16 protein-coding genes are annotated in these 14,883 nt (G+C 70.9%); 8 read left to right on the top strand and 8 right to left on the bottom strand.

Translation table 11 applies throughout. The features are described 5' to 3' along the window. Nucleotides 1-78 precede the first annotated feature (78 nt). From sctT to BLV01_RS13330, 8 genes are all read right to left on the bottom strand, one after another. Entirely contained in the window at nt 79-873 is a 795-nt protein-coding gene (sctT, locus tag BLV01_RS13370) for a type III secretion system export apparatus subunit SctT (RefSeq protein WP_078997028.1), read from the bottom strand. Between the two features lie 34 nt (nt 874-907). Then, nucleotides 908-1,174, bottom strand: coding sequence for a type III secretion system export apparatus subunit SctS (sctS, locus tag BLV01_RS13365; RefSeq protein ID WP_057949570.1), 267 nt, complete (start codon nt 1,172-1,174; stop codon nt 908-910). Nucleotides 1,175-1,271: 97 nt separating this feature from the next. Then, complete coding sequence (locus tag BLV01_RS27115; RefSeq protein WP_305791401.1) at nt 1,272-2,204, bottom strand: EscR/YscR/HrcR family type III secretion system export apparatus protein; 933 nt, start codon at nt 2,202-2,204, stop codon at nt 1,272-1,274. 3 nt (nt 2,205-2,207) lie between these two features. Continuing rightward, complete coding sequence (gene sctQ, locus BLV01_RS13350; protein ID WP_091800236.1) at nt 2,208-3,305, bottom strand: type III secretion system cytoplasmic ring protein SctQ; 1,098 nt, start codon at nt 3,303-3,305, stop codon at nt 2,208-2,210. After that, nucleotides 3,298-3,903, bottom strand: a complete 606-nt coding sequence (locus tag BLV01_RS27110; protein ID WP_091800233.1) for a response regulator transcription factor — start codon at nt 3,901-3,903, stop codon at nt 3,298-3,300. Before BLV01_RS27110 ends, sctQ begins: the two co-directional genes overlap by 8 nt. 110 nt (nt 3,904-4,013) lie before the next feature. Next, nucleotides 4,014-4,967, bottom strand: coding sequence for an XVIPCD domain-containing protein (locus tag BLV01_RS13340; protein WP_091800230.1), 954 nt, complete (start codon nt 4,965-4,967; stop codon nt 4,014-4,016). 13 nt (nt 4,968-4,980) lie between these two features. Further along, on the bottom strand, nt 4,981-5,451 hold the full coding sequence (locus BLV01_RS13335; RefSeq protein WP_091800227.1) for a hypothetical protein: 471 nt from the start codon (nt 5,449-5,451) through the stop codon (nt 4,981-4,983). A gap of 164 nt (nt 5,452-5,615) precedes the next feature. Next, the gene (locus tag BLV01_RS13330; protein ID WP_091800224.1) at nt 5,616-6,740 is read right to left on the bottom strand and encodes a sensor histidine kinase; all 1,125 of its coding nucleotides are present in this window, start codon (nt 6,738-6,740) and stop codon (nt 5,616-5,618) included. A 157-nt stretch (nt 6,741-6,897) separates the two neighbouring features. Between BLV01_RS13330 and BLV01_RS13325 the strand changes: the two genes are divergently transcribed. The 8 genes from BLV01_RS13325 to BLV01_RS13290 all read left to right on the top strand — a co-directional run bounded on the left by BLV01_RS13325 (nt 6,898) and on the right by BLV01_RS13290 (nt 14,847). After that, complete coding sequence (locus BLV01_RS13325) at nt 6,898-7,410, top strand: flagellar biosynthetic protein FliO (protein ID WP_175485930.1); 513 nt, start codon at nt 6,898-6,900, stop codon at nt 7,408-7,410. 421 nt (nt 7,411-7,831) lie between these two features. Continuing rightward, complete coding sequence (gene sctV, locus BLV01_RS13320) at nt 7,832-9,871, top strand: type III secretion system export apparatus subunit SctV (RefSeq protein ID WP_091800218.1); 2,040 nt, start codon at nt 7,832-7,834, stop codon at nt 9,869-9,871. Between the two features lie 128 nt (nt 9,872-9,999). After that, entirely contained in the window at nt 10,000-11,412 is a 1,413-nt protein-coding gene (locus BLV01_RS13315; RefSeq protein WP_091800215.1) for an FHA domain-containing protein, read from the top strand. Between the two features lie 197 nt (nt 11,413-11,609). Continuing rightward, nucleotides 11,610-11,999, top strand: a complete 390-nt coding sequence (locus tag BLV01_RS13310) for a hypothetical protein (RefSeq protein ID WP_217633510.1) — start codon at nt 11,610-11,612, stop codon at nt 11,997-11,999. Between the two features lie 161 nt (nt 12,000-12,160). Further along, the gene (locus tag BLV01_RS13305; protein WP_091800212.1) at nt 12,161-12,577 is read left to right on the top strand and encodes a hypothetical protein; all 417 of its coding nucleotides are present in this window, start codon (nt 12,161-12,163) and stop codon (nt 12,575-12,577) included. Nucleotides 12,578-12,609: 32 nt separating this feature from the next. Further along, nucleotides 12,610-13,440 carry a type III secretion system inner membrane ring lipoprotein SctJ gene (gene sctJ / locus BLV01_RS13300; RefSeq protein WP_091800210.1) on the top strand — a complete coding sequence of 277 codons (831 nt, stop codon included), beginning with the start codon at nt 12,610-12,612 and terminating at the stop codon, nt 13,438-13,440. Beyond that, nucleotides 13,437-14,084 (top strand): hypothetical protein, encoded by a 648-nt coding sequence (locus BLV01_RS13295; RefSeq protein WP_091800207.1) that lies wholly within the window; start codon nt 13,437-13,439, stop codon nt 14,082-14,084. Before sctJ ends, BLV01_RS13295 begins: the two co-directional genes overlap by 4 nt. A 37-nt stretch (nt 14,085-14,121) precedes the next feature. After that, nucleotides 14,122-14,847, top strand: coding sequence for a FliH/SctL family protein (locus tag BLV01_RS13290; RefSeq protein WP_091800204.1), 726 nt, complete (start codon nt 14,122-14,124; stop codon nt 14,845-14,847). The last annotated feature ends 36 nt before the right edge of the window (nt 14,848-14,883 follow it).

Below are 14,883 nucleotides of genomic sequence, written 5' to 3'. Positions count from 1 at the left end.
CGCAACGATTGCGAAAGCTTCGACGTAGTTGCGTTTTCGCAGTCGCGGCTCGCGCCGCTCCTACACGAAGCATTCCCGCTACGCCCCGCCGAAGGCCTTGTTCAAGGCCTCGATCAAGCCGCGGTTGCCGGAGATGCGTTCCAGCACGATCTCCACGTACACCCCCAGCATCAGCAGCACGATCCAGGTCGCCAGCCAGGCCTTGATCGGCATGGTGATGGTGAACACGTTGAGCTGCGGGGCGAAGCGGTTGACCAGGCCGAACGACAGGTCGATCAGCAGCAGCACCACCATCGCCGGCGCCGCCAGCACCAGCAGCGCGGTGGTGAGGTAGCTGAACTGGCCGACGAACAGTTCCATGCCGGCCGCGTGCAGGGTCGGGAAGAACGACACCACCGGCCACATCGCATAGCTGGCCATCAGCAGGTCGAGGAACACCAGGAACGCGCCGCTGGCCATGAACAGCCAGGTCGCGAACTGCGACAGGAAATTGCCGTGTAGCGAGGCCTGGTGGCCCTGGATCGGATCGAACACCTGCGCCAGGGTCATGCCGACCTGGGTGTCGATGACGTTGCCGGCGGCGCTGATCGCCCAGAACACCATGCCGAACACGAAGCCGATCGACACGCCGATGAACAGCTCCTTGAGCACGATCGGCGCGAACTGCAGCGCGTTGAGCTGGTTCAGCGGCACCCCGTTCATCGCCACCGGGATCGCGATGATCGCCAGCGAGACCATGAAGCTGTTGCGCACCAGCGGCGGCATGTTCTCGTTGGTGATCAGCGGCAGCATCATGAACGCGCCGAGCACGCGCGGCAGCACCAGCCCGAGCGCGAGCAGCAGGTTGCCGCCGCTGTCGATGTCCAGGGTCATCGCATCGTGTCCGCGCCGCGCATCGTCGCGCGCATCAGTGCCGGATCATGCCGGGGAAGTCGAGGAAGATGCGGTCGGCGAAGGTGTACAGGGTGCCGCCGATCATCGACGCGGTGACGAACAGGGTCACCACGATCACGGTGAACTTGATCGCATAGGCGAAGGTCTGCTCCTGCAACTGCGTCGCCGCCTGGATGAAGGCCACCACCAGGCCGACCACGGCCGCGGCCAGCACCGGCGGACCCGACAGCAGCAGGGTCAGCCACAGGGCCTGTTTGGTCAGTTCCAGCATGTCGCCCATGGCAGCAGGGATTCGCTATTGGGGAATTGGGGACGCGAGCGCGCGAAGGGGAAGCGCAGGGGGCGGGCGTTCGCCGGCCCCGGGCTGCGGACCCGCGCTACCCGCCGTAGGTCAGCACCAGGCCGTGCACCAGCTTGGCCCAGCCGCCGATCAGCACGAACAGCAGCAGCTTGAACGGCAGCGACACGGTGGTCGGCGAGAGCATCATCATGCCCAGCGAGAGCAGGATGTTCGACACCACCAGGTCGATGATCAGGAACGGCAGGAAGATCAGGAAGCCGATCTGGAACGCGGCGGTGAGTTCGCTGACGGTGAAGGCCGGGATCACCACGATGAAGTCGTCCACGCCGATGTCGGCGCGCGCGTTCGGCGGCAGCAGGCGCTGGGCGCTGCGCATGAAGAACGCGCGCTCAGCATCGCTGGAGTGCTTGATCAGGAACTTGCGCAGCGGTTCCTTGCCGGCGTCCATCAACTGCAGCAGGCGGGCGGCGTCCATCTTGCCGCCGAGCACCGACGAGGGCGTCGGCGACGGGCGTTTCGCCGCCGCCGCCGCCGCCGGCGCGCCGGCTTGGGCGTTGGCGGCCGCCGTCGCGGCGGGAGCGGCCGTCGCCGCCGTTGCGGGCGCCGCGGCGTTGGCGGCCGCCGCTGCCGCGTTGCCGGCGGCCGGCGCGGCCGCGCCGGCAGGCGCCGCCGCAGCGCCCGGCGCCGACGCCGCACCCGGCGCCGCGGCCGCGTTCGCCGCCGCCGGCCCCTGCGTCGCCGACACCGTCGCGCCGCCGTTGGCGCTGGCGTTGATCGCGTCGTGGGTCTCCAGGATCACCGGATACATCACATAGATCGACAGCACGATCGCCAGGCCGTTGATGACCACGTTCGGCGGCACCTGCTGCAGCCCCAGCGCGTTGCGCAGCAGGCTCAGCACCACCACGATCTTGGTGAAGGACGTCACCATCACCGCCACGAACGGCGCCAGCGCCAGGCTGACCACCGTCAGCAGCACCAGGGCCGGCGAGAACGAACTGAAATCCATGATTCAGCTCCAGGAGAGCAGGCGCACGCCCAGGGTTTCGCCGACCGCGACGATCTCGCCGCGGCCCGCATCGCGCCCATTGGCGCGGATCACCACGTTGGCGCCTTCCAGCCGCGAGGGCAGGGCGAACACGTAGCCGGGCTGGAAGCCGGCCAGGTCCTCGTAGCGGCATTCCAGCCGGCCCAGGTCGAATTGCAGGCGGACCGGCACGTCCGGCCCGGTCGCGGCCTCCGGCGCGTCGGCGGCGGATTCGGGATCGCTCATCGCAGATGTCTCCTGGTGCGTGGAAAGGGTCAGGGGCGGGCCGTCGATGCGCCAGCCGTCGGCGACCGGCGCCAGCGGCCAGGCCAGCCCGGGCGCGAGCGCGCGCACCGGCGGCGGACGTTGGTAGTTGCCGATCACCAGCACGTCGCCGGCGCGCAGTTGGCGCCATTGCGGGTAGCGCAGGCTCGGGCCGTCCCAGCTCAGCGTCACCGGCACCGGCAGTTGCGACCAGTCGCGGTATTGCTCGCCGTCGCCGCGCGCGCGCTCGAACGGTTCGGCGCGCAGCAGCAGCCGGTCGACCCAGCCCGGCGGAATCCGCAGGTGGCCGCGCGAACGCGCCTGGCCGGCGCCGTCGAGGATGCGGAAACCCAGCCACAGCCCGTCCTCGTCGCCGCCGTGCGCCTGCAGCTCGCGCAGCGAGGCGGCGCCGTCGTCGACCACCGGGACCAGCGCCACGTCGAGCGCCTGGCTGAGCTTCATCAGTTGCGATTCGTGGGCCAGGCTCCAGGCCAGCACGCGCGAGCGGCCGCGGTAGCCGCTCCAGTGCAGGCCGGTGTCGGTGTCCAGCGCCAGCCCGCTGTCGAGCTGCAGCCGCACCCGCGCGCCGTCGCCTTCCAGCATCACCGTTTCGCCGTCGACCGGCCTGGCGCGGAAGAACTCCAGCCAGCCGCCGCCTTCGCGCAGCGGCCAGCGCTGCGGCGCGCCGAAGAACGCGCACAGCGCCTGCGCCTGCCACAGCGGCAGCGCCGGCACCTTGCCGCGCAACGGCCGCGCGTGCGCGGCGAAGTCTTCGCCGGCGCGCGCCGGCGCGGCAACGTCCGCCTGAGTATCAACCATGGCCCAGCGCCACCTTCATCAGTTCGGGCAGCGAGCGTACCCCGAGTTTGTTCATCATGTTCGATCGATGCAGTTCCACGGTCTTGACGCTGATGCCGAGCACGTCGGCGATGATCTTGTTGGGCTTGCTCGCGACCACCAGGTCCATGACCTGGCGCTCGCGCGGGCTCAGCCGGGCCAGGCGGTCGTCGCCGCCCTCGCCGCCGCCGGCATGGCTGCGGGCGTGGGCCACGGCGGCGCGGATCGCCTCGATCAGCGCCTCGTCGCCGAAGGGCTTCTCCAAAAAGTTGGCCGCGCCCTTGCGCATCGCCTCGACCGCCAGCGGCACGTCGCCGTGGGCGGTGACGAACACCAGCGGCAGGCCGATCCCGCGCCGGCGCAGCTCTTCCTGCAGCTGCAGCCCGCTCATCAGGGGCATGCGGATGTCCGAGACCAGGCACTGCGCGCCGCCGCCGTGGCGCTCGTGGCCGTAGGCGTCCAGGAACGCCGGCCCCGACGCGTAGGCCTGCACCTCGAACCCGGCCGTTTCCAGCAGCCAGGCGGTGGACTCGCGGAAACCGTCGTTGTCGTCGACCAGGTAGATGCGGGCTTCGCTCATGGCGCGTGGCCTCCGGTGCTGCGCGCGCGCGACAAGGCCGGGTCGCGGCGCGGTGCGAGGATCGTTGGAGCGGCTGGATGATGAGCGGACATATCGCGAGGACTCTGCGCTCAGCGCGCCGGCGCGGGCGCGGGCGCAGCGGGTTGCTGGGGCACTTGCAGCAAGTCGCCGCGCTCGTGCTGTTGCAGGAACAGGCGTTGATTGGCGTCGTAGACCTTGTCGAACGATTGCTCCAGCGGCTGTCGGGCCGCATCCGCGGTTTTCGCGTCGCTGCGCAGACTGGCCGGATCCGATGGGTCGCCTTGCACGGCGAAGATGCGGCGACCGACCTCCCCGGACTGGGGATCGACGCTGAACACCACCGCGTCGGCTCGCTCGAACCGGCCGCGGTGATCGCGCTTGGTTTCCGCGAGTAGGCTCGCGGCGACGCGTTCATGCTCGCCTTCGGCCGCCGGACGGCCCGCCTTTTCGTACGCTTCCTGGGTTTTTTCGAGGATCTGCCGGTAAAGCGCGTGGTCCGGATGATCGGGCGCGCGCGGATCGGGCGCCGGCTCGACTTGCAATTGGGGACCCGTTTCGAACCGGCTGCGGTTGCGGTTGCGGTGTTCGTGTTCGTTCTTGCGGTCCCAGGCCGCATTGTCCTGGTAGTCGTACTTGCGCAGCGCCATGTCCGGGCCGAGCAGGTAGTAAGTGACGTCGTCGCGGTCGCCGAACACCTTGCGCGCGCTGCCCCAGTCGTTGTCCGACGGCAATTTGTTGATGTCGCGGGCTTCGTCTTGGTCGGAGCCGGACGCCGTAGCCACGATCGACGGTGGGTGGTTATGCACCACGCCCACCACGCGGTCGTTGCCGCCGGCCGCCGCCAAGGCTCGGCCCAACGGCGCCCGGTCGGTGTGGCCGGTGCCGAACAAGGGCGTCGCCTTCAGTTCTCCGCTGTCGTCGCGGTACAAGACCGCGACGTACTCGTTTTGCTTGTAATCGGGCTGCGAAAGGATCCGGTGCGTGACCTCGGACGCCAGGGCGTCGATCCGGTCTTGGTCTATGGGAGGCGGGACGGTCGACATGGGAATCCTTTCCTCAGGGAACCAGTTCGATCTGGCGGTCGCCGTCGACCTTGAACCGGACTCTGCCGGGCTTGTCGGCATTGTTGTACGGCACGGTGAATTCGATCGTGCCCCGATCGCACCGCATCCAAGGGCGATCTTGTACCGCATCGGGCGGGAATTCGCGGTTTATCTCGCGCAAGGCGAGCGCGTCCAGGGCGACTGCGTCGATGACCAGGGCGCTCAGACCGGAGCGCTGTTCGCGGGTGTTGTCGGAGGTGACATAGCCTTCCACCGCGACGTGCCGACGCTGCAGGCTGGGCGAGTCCAGGCAGGACATTTTGAAGACATAGTCGATATCGTCCGCCGCCGCGGGTTCGGCGACGACGATGTCCTCCAGCGCCTCGGGCGCCGGTGGCGGGTTGGAGCGCGCGGGCGCGCAGGCGCAACAAAGCGCAGCGATGCACGCCAGGAGGGCCGGTCGGAGCGCGCGGGCGAAATTCACGAGCGAAACTGTCCTGAAGGCAGAGCGGGCGCCGGGCACCAACGCCGTCGGCCCCTCGGGGAGCCACGATATAACCCGGCGCTCGGCGCCAGCGGTCGTGATCTTTGTCATGTCGTGTCCCCGGGCGCAGTGCGCGGACTCGGGGTCAGCGTAGCGCGCGCGGCTCAAGCGCGCGCCTCGTAACGCGGCAAGGTAAACCCGAACACGCTGCCGCCGCCCTCGCGCGGCTCGAAGAACAGCCGGCCCTCGTGGTATTCGATGATCGAGCGGCAGATCGCCAGGCCGATGCCGAGGCCGTCGGTCTTGGTGGTGAAGAACGGCGAGAACAGCTGGTCCTGCTCGGCCGCGCTGAGGCCGGCGCCGCGGTCGCAGACCCGCACCTCGACTTGCTCGTCCAGGTTCAGGCGCGCGTCGATGCGCAGTTCGCGCCGCTCCGGGGCGATCTCGCGCATGGCCTCGATCGCGTTCTTGACCAGGTTCAGCAACACCTGCTCGACCATGACCCGGTCGGCGAACACCGGCGGCAGCGGCTCGGGCAGGCCCAGTTCGATGCGCAGGTCCAGGCGCTCGGCTTCCAGCCGCAGCAGCTCCAGCACCGTCTCGGCGATGCGCGCCAGTTCGTGCGCGTCGCGCCGCGGCTCGCGCGCGCGGACGAACTCGCGCACCCGCGAAATCACCGCGCTGGCGTGCTCGGCCTGGGTCCGCGCGGCCTGCAGCGCGCGCTCGACCTGGACCGGGCCGCCGGCCTGTTCGACCAGGCGCAGACTGCCGTTCACGTAGTTCATGATCGCCGCGAGCGGTTGGTTCAGCTCGTGCGCGAGGGTCGCGGCCATCTCGCCGACCGACATCATGCGCGAGGTGAACAGCAGCTTCTCCTGGCGGCTCTTGTGCGAGGCCAGGGTCTCGATGCGTTCGCTGATGTCGACTGCGGTGAGCACGTCGGCGGGCGCGCCGGCGTGCTCGGCCCGGCCCCAGTGCAGCGCATACCAGCGGCCGCTGTGCGGGGCGCGGACCTCGCGCGGGCGCGCGCCGTCGCGGGCCTCGCCGCGCAGGCGCGCGAGCAGCGCCTCGCGTGCGGCGTGCTCGGGCAGTTCGCCGAATTCGGCGCGGTAGCGCGCGTTGGCCGCGCGCAGCGCGCCGTCGGCGGCGAACACCGCGCAGGCGAACGGCACGGCGGCGAGCAGGCCGGCGTCCTCGCGCGCGGCGGCGGTCGCCGGCCCGGCCTTGGGATCGGGCTGGGGTTCGGTCGGAGCGACCGTGCGGGAACCGGCGGAGCGCGGGCGGGCCATGCCTCAGCGTCCCCCGCGCCGCGACCCGGCGGCGTGAAGCCGCGCGAGGCTGCTAGGGTATGTCGCCGCGCGCCGCTGCCGCCGCAGCGCGGCGGCTTGTCCGTTATGTCCGTTCTTGAACCGGGTTGCGCACTCAATCGCCATGCCGATATTGCCCTTGCTGCGTTCTGCCGTTCGCCTGTGCCTCGCCGCCGCTTTCGCGCCGCTGGCCGCGTTGGCCCAAGCCGCCGCGCCGGCCGCGAAGCCTGCGGCGGCTGCCGCACCGGCCGCCGCTGCGCAGCCGCCGTCGCTGTTCTTCGAATTTGTCGCGATCCTGCTGCCGGTGGCGGTGGTGCTCGGCGGCCTGGTCGCGGTGCTGTACTTCCTGCGCAAGCGCCACGGCCTGACCGCGCGCGATGCGCCGCTGTCGGTGCTGCAGATCCTGCCGATCGGCCCGCGCGAGCGGATCGTGGTGCTGCGCACCCGCAGCGGCCGCGCGCTCGCGGTCGGCGTGGCCGGTCACTCGCTGAACCTGATCGCCGAACTGGATCCGGCCGACATCGCACCGGCGGCGGCTGCGCTGGGCGCGACCGCACCGACCGCGGCCGAGCAGAAAGTTGCATCGGCAACCGTTGCCGCGACCGTGGTTCCCGCCTCGTCCGCGACCTCCCCCGCGGAGCGCGAATCGTGAGCGTTTCGCGCTTACGTTAGACGAATGCGTCGATGCAAGTGCGCACGGGTTCACAAAAACAACGACGAATGCGGGCGAAATTTAGCGCCGCACAATGAAGGGCGCGTGAGTTCGTGCGCGGCTTGCGCGGAACCGGCTCGTTCACACAACAGGTGACAAATTGCACTTAGTATCGGCCGTCCGGACCGGCATCGTGTCGAGGACAGCGCCATGCGTAGGTGCTCAGGGATACATGGCAAAGCAGTGACGGCCTTCGACGTTCCAGACTGCCGGATCCATCGCACGGGCGTTGCGCGCGGATCGCGTGCGCGGCGCGGGGCGGTCGCCCTGGCGCCGGCCGCGGCCGGGCGCGCACCCGCGGGGAGCGGGATTTCCTAAGGGTTTTCGGGGCGAACGAATGCGTGGACTGCTGACTTCCTGGATGGCCACCGCCTCCGGCGCGCAACCGCGTCGGCGCGCGGGTTACAGCGACGTGGTCCTGGCCTTCGCCGCGGTCACGATCATCGGGGTGATGATCCTGCCGCTGCCGCTGGCGATCATCGACACCCTGGTGGCGATCAACATCGCGATCGGCTTCGGCCTGTTGCTGATCGCGCTGTACATCCCCACCCCGGTCGCGTTCTCCAGCTTCCCCAGCGTGCTGCTGCTGACCACGCTGTTCCGGCTGTCGCTGTCGATCGCCATCACCCGCTCGATCCTGCTCGAAGCCAACGGCGGCCATATCGTCGAGACCTTCGGCAGCCTGGTCGCCGGCGGCAATCTGGTGGTCGGCTTCGTGGTGTTCCTGATCATCACCGTGGTCCAGTTCATCGTCATCGCCAAGGGCGCCGAGCGCGTGGCCGAGGTCGCCGCGCGCTTCACCCTGGACGCGATGCCCGGCAAGCAGCTGTCGATCGACTCGGACCTGCGCGCCGGCCTGATCGACAAGGACGAGGCCAAGAAGAAGCGCCGCCTGCTGGAGGTGGAAAGCCAGCTGCACGGCAGCCTCGACGGCGCGATGAAGTTCGTGAAGGGCGACGCCATCGCCGGCATCGTCATCATCATCATCAACCTGCTCGGCGGCCTGGCCATCGGTGTGCTGCAGAAGGGCATGCCGCTCGGCGACGCCACCCACACCTATTCGATCCTGACCATCGGCGACGGCCTGGTCTCGCAGATCCCGGCCATCCTGGCGACCATCGCCGCCGGCCTGGTGGTGACCCGCACCGCCGGCGACGAGGACGACCGCCACCTGGGCGAGTCGATCACCCGCCAGGTCTCGGGCCAGCCGCGGGTGCTGCTGATCACCGGCTGCCTGGCGTTCGGGATGATGTTCGTGCCGGGCTTCCCCAAGCTGGTGTTCCTGATGCTGTCGATCGTGCTGCTGGGCTTCGCCGCCTGGCGCTATCGCCACGATCACCCGGTGCTGCGGCGCGCGTTCAAGGTGCCCGAGGGCGAGCGCCCGGCCGAGGAGAAGGCGGCCAACGAGGACGAGATCGCGCCGCCGGCGCCGTTGCAGCTGGAACTGGCGCCGTCGCTGGCGGCCGCGTTCGGCGAGCACGCCGCGCGCACGCGCATCGTCGAGGTCGCGCGGCGCCTGCGCGACGAATACGGCGTGCCGCTGCCGGTGCCGGCGCTGAAGATCTCCGCCGATCTCGACGGCGACGACGGCCTGGGCGGCTATCGCCTGACCGCGTTCGGCGCGCGCCTGGCCTTCGGCCGGCTGGCGGCGAACGCGCAGTTCCGTCCGGCCCGCGCCGGCGACGCCAACGCGCCCAAGCTGCCCGGCTTCTTCCCGCCGCTGGCCGGCGAATGGACCGGCCAGGCCGGCGACGGCATCCGCGACGGCCTGGGCACGGTGACCGAGCATTGCCGCGCCGCGCTGGAGCGGCGCCTGGGCAGCTTCATCGGCATCCAGGAAGCCTCCAACCTGTTCGGGCGCATGCAGCGCGACTATCCGGACCTGGTCAAGGAAATGCTGCGCGTGGTCGCGCCGCAGCGCGTGGCCGACGTGCTGCGCCGGCTGGTCGAGGAGGGCGTGCCGATCCGCAACCTGCGCGACGCGTTCGAGGCGATCACCGACGTCGGCGGGCGCGAGAAGGACGTGGTGCTGCTGACCGAATACGTGCGGGTCGCGCTCAAGCGCGAAATCGCCGACCGCTACGCCGACGGCGAACGCACCATGCAGGTGCTGCTGATCCATCCGGAACTGGAGGACCGCCTGCGCCAGTCGGTGCGCGTGGCCGGCGGCGCCACCCAGTTGGCGATCTCGCCGGAACTGGCCGGGCGCCTGGGCGCGGAAGTGCGCTCGCACCTGGCGCGACAGGGCGAAGGCATAAAGCCGGTGCTGCTGTGTTCACTGGACGTTCGCCGCCACCTGCGCAAGCTGCTGGAGATCGATTTCTTCGAATTGCCGGTGTTGTCCTACCAGGAACTCGCGCCCGATCTGCGGATCGTGCAGGCAGGCCAGGTCAACGCCTGAGGAGAATGAGCATGCACAGCGCGGAGCGCGTCCTTTCCCCCATTCATCGGCCGATCGGCCCGCGCGTATCGCGCGTCCCGGCCGCGCGCCCCGCCTTCGGCGGCGGCGTCTGAACAGGAGTCGCCACGATGATGTCCCACGACGAACATTCCACGCCCGAGGGCGCCGCCGGCGAGGCGGGCGAGCCGCGCGCCGCCGATGCGCCCTCGTCGCAGCCGCGCGCCGGCGACGGCATCCGCATCGCCGCGCCCGCGGTCAGCGTGCTGCGCATCGTCTGCGGCCTGCACACCGGCGGCAGCCGTCCGCTGTCGGCGCAGGAGACGGTGCTGATCGGCAGCAGCGGCGATTGCGACATCGTCCTGTCCGATCCCAACGTCGCCCCGCGCCACGCCTTCCTGACCCGCATGGGCGGCACGGTCTCGCTGCGCGCGCTGGACGCGCCGCTGCGGATCGAAGGCCAGACCCTCAACCCCGGCGACCCGGCCGAGCTGGGCCCGATGCAGCGGGTCGACCTGGGCGGCGCCTCGTTCGCGGTCGGCGCGGCCGAAGACCCGGCCTGGGCGACGATGCTGCCCAACCTCGCCGACGCGGTGCGCCCGGCCAAGACCTCGATGCGCCACCTGCCGCTGATCGCCGGCCTCGCCGCGCTGTCGCTGGTGTCGGTGGCGATCGCCGCGGCGGTGATGCCGGGCTTCGAGAAGAAGCCCTCGCCGGTCGAACTGGCGCAGCCGCTGATCAAGGAATTCTCCATCGCCGGCGGCCGCGTGAGCGAAAGCCCGGACGGCACCCTGGTGCTGTCGGGCACGGTCAAGGACGCGGCCACGCGCGAAACGATCCGCAAGCGCCTGGCCACCGATGAGGTGGACGCGCGGCTGGAGCTGCGCACCGGCGACGACATCGCCGCCGACGTGCGCGAAGTGCTGCGCAGCCAGGGCCTGGCGGTGCAGACCCGCTATTTGGGCAACGGCGATGTCGAGGTCAGCGGCCGCTTCGCCGACCCGACCCAGTTCCAGCGCGCGATCGCCTCGCGCGCGATGCAGGACGTCAACGGCGTGCGCCGGGTGATCCCGCGCAACCTCGACGAGAGCCACGCGCCCGCGGGCCCGGCCGTGGCCACGGCCGAGCCGGCCAAGCCCGCCACGCCGCCGCCGCCGACCCGGATCGTCAAGATCGTGCGCGGCGACAGCCCGCACGTGACCGACATCGACGGCGCCGACTACGCGGTCGGCGACACCCTGCCCGACGGACGCGACCTGATCGCGATCGGCGACAAGGCCTGGGCGTTGAACAAGGTCACCGGCGTGACCGAACAGATCAAGGCGCAGCCGCTGACGGCCGAAGAGCTGGCCCTGGCCAGCGGCGCGGCGCCGGCGGCGGATGCCGCGGCCACGGCGGCCGCGCCCGCGGGCCCGGCATCGGCGCCCGCGCCGGCCGCGCCGCAGGCGGCCAACACCGCCGCGCCGTCCGCCTCAGCCAAGCCGTCCGCGAGCGCGCGCCCGACCGTCGCCGAAGCGCCGCCGCGGCCGGGGAACCGACAATGAACAGGGCGACCCCAGGGTCAGCACTAGCTGGTTTCACCCGCGCGGCGCCGATCTAATCCAACCTCGGCACCTTGCACCCATCGCCCGCTGAGACCTGAAGAATTGCGATAGGCGTCAAGTTTCGCGACAAGTTTTCGGTGCCATCCGTTGTTCCACGCCATTGCGCGGCCCGGCCGCAAACGAGCAGGAGAGACGTCATGAGCAACAACGCAATCAACGGTGCCGGCGGTAGCGCCGGCTTGGTCGGCACCTTCATCGCCGACGTCAACAAGAACGACGCCATCGGCAACGGCAAGGGCTCGCGCTCGGCCGGTGGCGGCGCGGGCGGCGGGATCGCGGCCGGCGGCGGCGCGGGCGGCAGCAACAGCTGGTACGCCGCCATGGCCAAGGCCTGGGGCTCGACCATGGACGCGCAGGCCTCGCGCATCACCGAGCTGTCGGGTTCGATCGGCGGCGGCAACGACACGCCGTCGAGCATGATCTCGCTGACCTCGGAAAGCCTGCGCATGCAGTTCATCTCCAACAGCGCCTCGACCTCGATCAACTCGGTCGCCCAGGGCATCGAGAAGCTGGCGTCGAAGAACTGACCGGCGCGCGGCCCGACGTCTGCCGCCTGCCGTCGCGGCGCCCGGAACCCCGTGTCCGGGCGTCTGCGGCCATCGCGGCGGCGCTGGCGCCGTAAGCCCGTCCGGTTGCGCAGGCGCACCGACCCAATGCTGTCGAACCTACCGTTGCAGGAGACAGGTTCATGATCGAAGCCATTCAAGTCGCGGCCGAAGCCGCGCAACCGGCCGCCGCCTCGCCGGCGCAGTCGCCGCAGGCCTCCGCCTACGACATCCGCGAGTTCGCCGCCGCGTTCGACCGCGGCTCGGCGCCGGGTGCCGCCGGCGGCGTCCAGGCCGGCGGCGTCGCCCAGGCCGGCGCGGCCGAACCGTCGCAGGGCACCCGCGCGGTGCTGGCGGCGCTGGACAACCTCAACGGCGGCGCCGAGAGCATCGGCCAGGCCAGCCAGAGCATTTCGGCCAACGCCGCCGAACTGACCCCGGGCGAGATGATCCAGATGACCATGAAGTGCCACCAGTTCATGTTCACCTCGCAGCTGACCTCGAACGTCGCCAACCGCACGTCCGACGGCATCCAGCAGCTGTTCCGCCAGCAGTCGTAACAACGCAAGGCACACCACACCACGGGGGATGCATGGGTAGGGCGTCAGGCTTCAATGCAGCCGGCTTCAATGCGGCCGGCTTCAAGGCGGGAAGAATTCTGGCGGCCCTGCTGGCCTGCCTGCTGATCGTGGGGTGTACGCGCACGCCGCTGTACAGCCAGCTCGACGAGCAGCAGGCCAACGAACTGATGGCGGCGTTGCTCGATGCGGGCATTCCCGCCGAGAAGGACCCCTCGCCGAGCAAGACCGGCTGGGAGGTCATGGTCAACCGCGGCGACATCCCCTACGCGATGCAGGTGCTCAACTCGCGCGGACTGCCGCGCGCGCAGTACCGCTCGCTGGGCGAGGTGTTCAAGAAGGAAGGCTTCGCCTCCTCGGCGCTGGAGGAAAAGGCGCGCTATCTCTACGGCCTGTCGCAGGAACTCTCGCGCACCCTGACCCGCATCGACGGCGTGGTCGAGGCGCGCGTGCACATCGCCTTGCCCGACCGCGATCCGCTCGGCGGCAACGTCCAGGATTCCTCGGCCTCGGTGCTGATCTTCGAGCGGCCCGGCCAGAGCCTGCGCGACCGCGAGACCGACATCAAGGTGTTCGTGAAGGACAGCGTCGAGGGCCTGGACGACGTCAACAAGGTCACGGTGAAGTTCTTCACCGTGCAGTCGCCGCCGAAGGTGCACCAGGCCGCCGGCCCGCTCAACGCGGTGATCGGCTCGATCGACCTGAGCGCGGTGATCATCGGCGCCGGCGTGCTGGTGCTGTTGGCGATCGTGGCGTTCTTCTTCGGCCGCCTGCGCTCGCGCTTCTTCCCGCCGTCGCAGCCGCCGCCGCAGAGCAACGCCCGCGGCGGAGTGTGGAACGGATGAGCGCCGCGGCGCTGCGCGCGGTCCTGGCCGAGACCGATGCCAGCTGGCACGGACGCGGCGAGGACGAGCGCATCGCCCCGGAACTGCTGGCGGCCGGGCGCGAGAGCGCGATCGGCCGCCGCCTGCTCGGCGCCTGGCTCGCCGCCGAGGCCGCGCCGGCGTTGCTGGCGCCGCAGCCGGGCGCGGGTTTCGCCGCCGCCGCGCTGCGCTGGCCGCGCGCGCGGGTCGAGCGGCTGGTGCGCGACCTGGGCGCGCTGGCCTACGCCCCGGCGATCCGCGCCGAAGTGCGGCGCGAGCCGGTGCGCCGGCTCAAGCAGGCGCTCGACAACGCCTACCTGCTCGCGCTCGACAGCCAGGTCTGGGACGGCAAGGTGCAGAACCAGCTGGCCCTGCAACTGGGCGATAGCCTCGACCGCGCCTTGCGCGCGGCCGACGACGCGCCGCTGTACGCCTTGCTCGACCTGCGCGGCCGCGCCGAACTGCGGCTGTGGGCCGAGCGCCGCGACCCCGGCCTGGCCGACTGGACGCGCCTGCTGCTGCCGCGCGCGCTGCACGACGAGGCGCCGGCGCTGGTCGCGCACCTGCCGCCGGACGTGGTCGAGCGGCTGCACACCCATCACGGCGCGCGCCCGCTGAGCGCCTGAGCGCGCGCCTTACTTTTGTCTCCAACCCGGAACCGCCATGCCCGCCGATCCGCTCCGCCACGAAGCCCCGTCCGCCGCCGGCGCGAGCAACGTCGCCGACCTGGGCGCGCGGCGCGACCTCGGCCGCGCCGCGGGCACGGTGGCGGTGTTCGAGCGCAAGCAGTTCGAGCGCGCGCTGGCCGGCACCGTGGTGCCGGCGCAGCAGTGGAGCCAGGTGGTCGAGATGGACCAGACCCTGGCCCGGGTCAACGCGCTCTACGACGAGGCCGGCGAAGAGATCAAGCAGGCGCGCGAGGCCGGCTATGCCGCCGGCTTCGCCGAGGGCCTGGCGCGCGCGCAGCAGCAGATGGCGCAGCAGCTGGCCGACCTCAACGAGCGCCGCGCGCGGGTGCTGGCCGACGCCGGCAGCCGCGTGACCGAGCTGGCCTGCGCGATCGTGGCGCGGATCTCGCCCGAGTTCGACGCGCGCGCGGTGGTGCCGCCGCTGGTCATGCAGGCGGTGGAGGCCGCGCAGGCCGAACAGTTCCTGCTGATCCGCGTGCACCCCAGCGTGCGCGAGGAAGTGGCCCAGGGCCTGGGCCTGGTGCGCCAGGCGCATCCGGTGGTGGGCGTGATCGAACTGGTCGACGACGAAAGCCTGGACAAGCTCAGCTGCGTGGTGGTGTCGGAAGTCGGCGAAGTGCGCGCCGGCGTGGCCCAGCAGATCGAGGCGATCCGGATCGCGTTGTCGGGCGCCGAATACGGCGCGGAGCACGGCGGATGAGCGCGTGCGCGCCGCTCGCCGTGCGCAGCCACGCGC

The organism is Lysobacter sp. yr284, from assembly GCF_900107375.1.
GTDB lineage: Bacteria > Pseudomonadota > Gammaproteobacteria > Xanthomonadales > Xanthomonadaceae > Lysobacter.
This window is presented reverse-complemented; position numbering and strand designations above follow the sequence as displayed.

Bases quoted from the DNA above. Each gene is read 5' to 3' on its own strand.
- sctT (WP_078997028.1), bottom strand. From the start codon at position 873: ATGACCCTGGACATCGACAGCGGCGGCAACCTGCTGCTCGCGCTCGGG.
- sctS (WP_057949570.1), bottom strand. From the start codon at position 1,174: ATGGGCGACATGCTGGAACTGACCAAACAGGCCCTGTGGCTGACCCTG.
- BLV01_RS27115 (WP_305791401.1), bottom strand. From the start codon at position 2,204: ATGGATTTCAGTTCGTTCTCGCCGGCCCTGGTGCTGCTGACGGTGGTC.
- sctQ (WP_091800236.1), bottom strand. From the start codon at position 3,305: ATGGTTGATACTCAGGCGGACGTTGCCGCGCCGGCGCGCGCCGGCGAA.
- BLV01_RS27110 (WP_091800233.1), bottom strand. From the start codon at position 3,903: ATGAGCGAAGCCCGCATCTACCTGGTCGACGACAACGACGGTTTCCGC.
- BLV01_RS13340 (WP_091800230.1), bottom strand. From the start codon at position 4,967: ATGTCGACCGTCCCGCCTCCCATAGACCAAGACCGGATCGACGCCCTG.
- BLV01_RS13330 (WP_091800224.1), bottom strand. From the start codon at position 6,740: ATGGCCCGCCCGCGCTCCGCCGGTTCCCGCACGGTCGCTCCGACCGAA.
- sctV (WP_091800218.1), top strand. From the start codon at position 7,832: ATGGCCACCGCCTCCGGCGCGCAACCGCGTCGGCGCGCGGGTTACAGC.
- BLV01_RS13315 (WP_091800215.1), top strand. From the start codon at position 10,000: ATGATGTCCCACGACGAACATTCCACGCCCGAGGGCGCCGCCGGCGAG.
- BLV01_RS13310 (WP_217633510.1), top strand. From the start codon at position 11,610: ATGAGCAACAACGCAATCAACGGTGCCGGCGGTAGCGCCGGCTTGGTC.
- BLV01_RS13305 (WP_091800212.1), top strand. From the start codon at position 12,161: ATGATCGAAGCCATTCAAGTCGCGGCCGAAGCCGCGCAACCGGCCGCC.
- sctJ (WP_091800210.1), top strand. From the start codon at position 12,610: ATGGGTAGGGCGTCAGGCTTCAATGCAGCCGGCTTCAATGCGGCCGGC.
- BLV01_RS13295 (WP_091800207.1), top strand. From the start codon at position 13,437: ATGAGCGCCGCGGCGCTGCGCGCGGTCCTGGCCGAGACCGATGCCAGC.
- BLV01_RS13290 (WP_091800204.1), top strand. From the start codon at position 14,122: ATGCCCGCCGATCCGCTCCGCCACGAAGCCCCGTCCGCCGCCGGCGCG.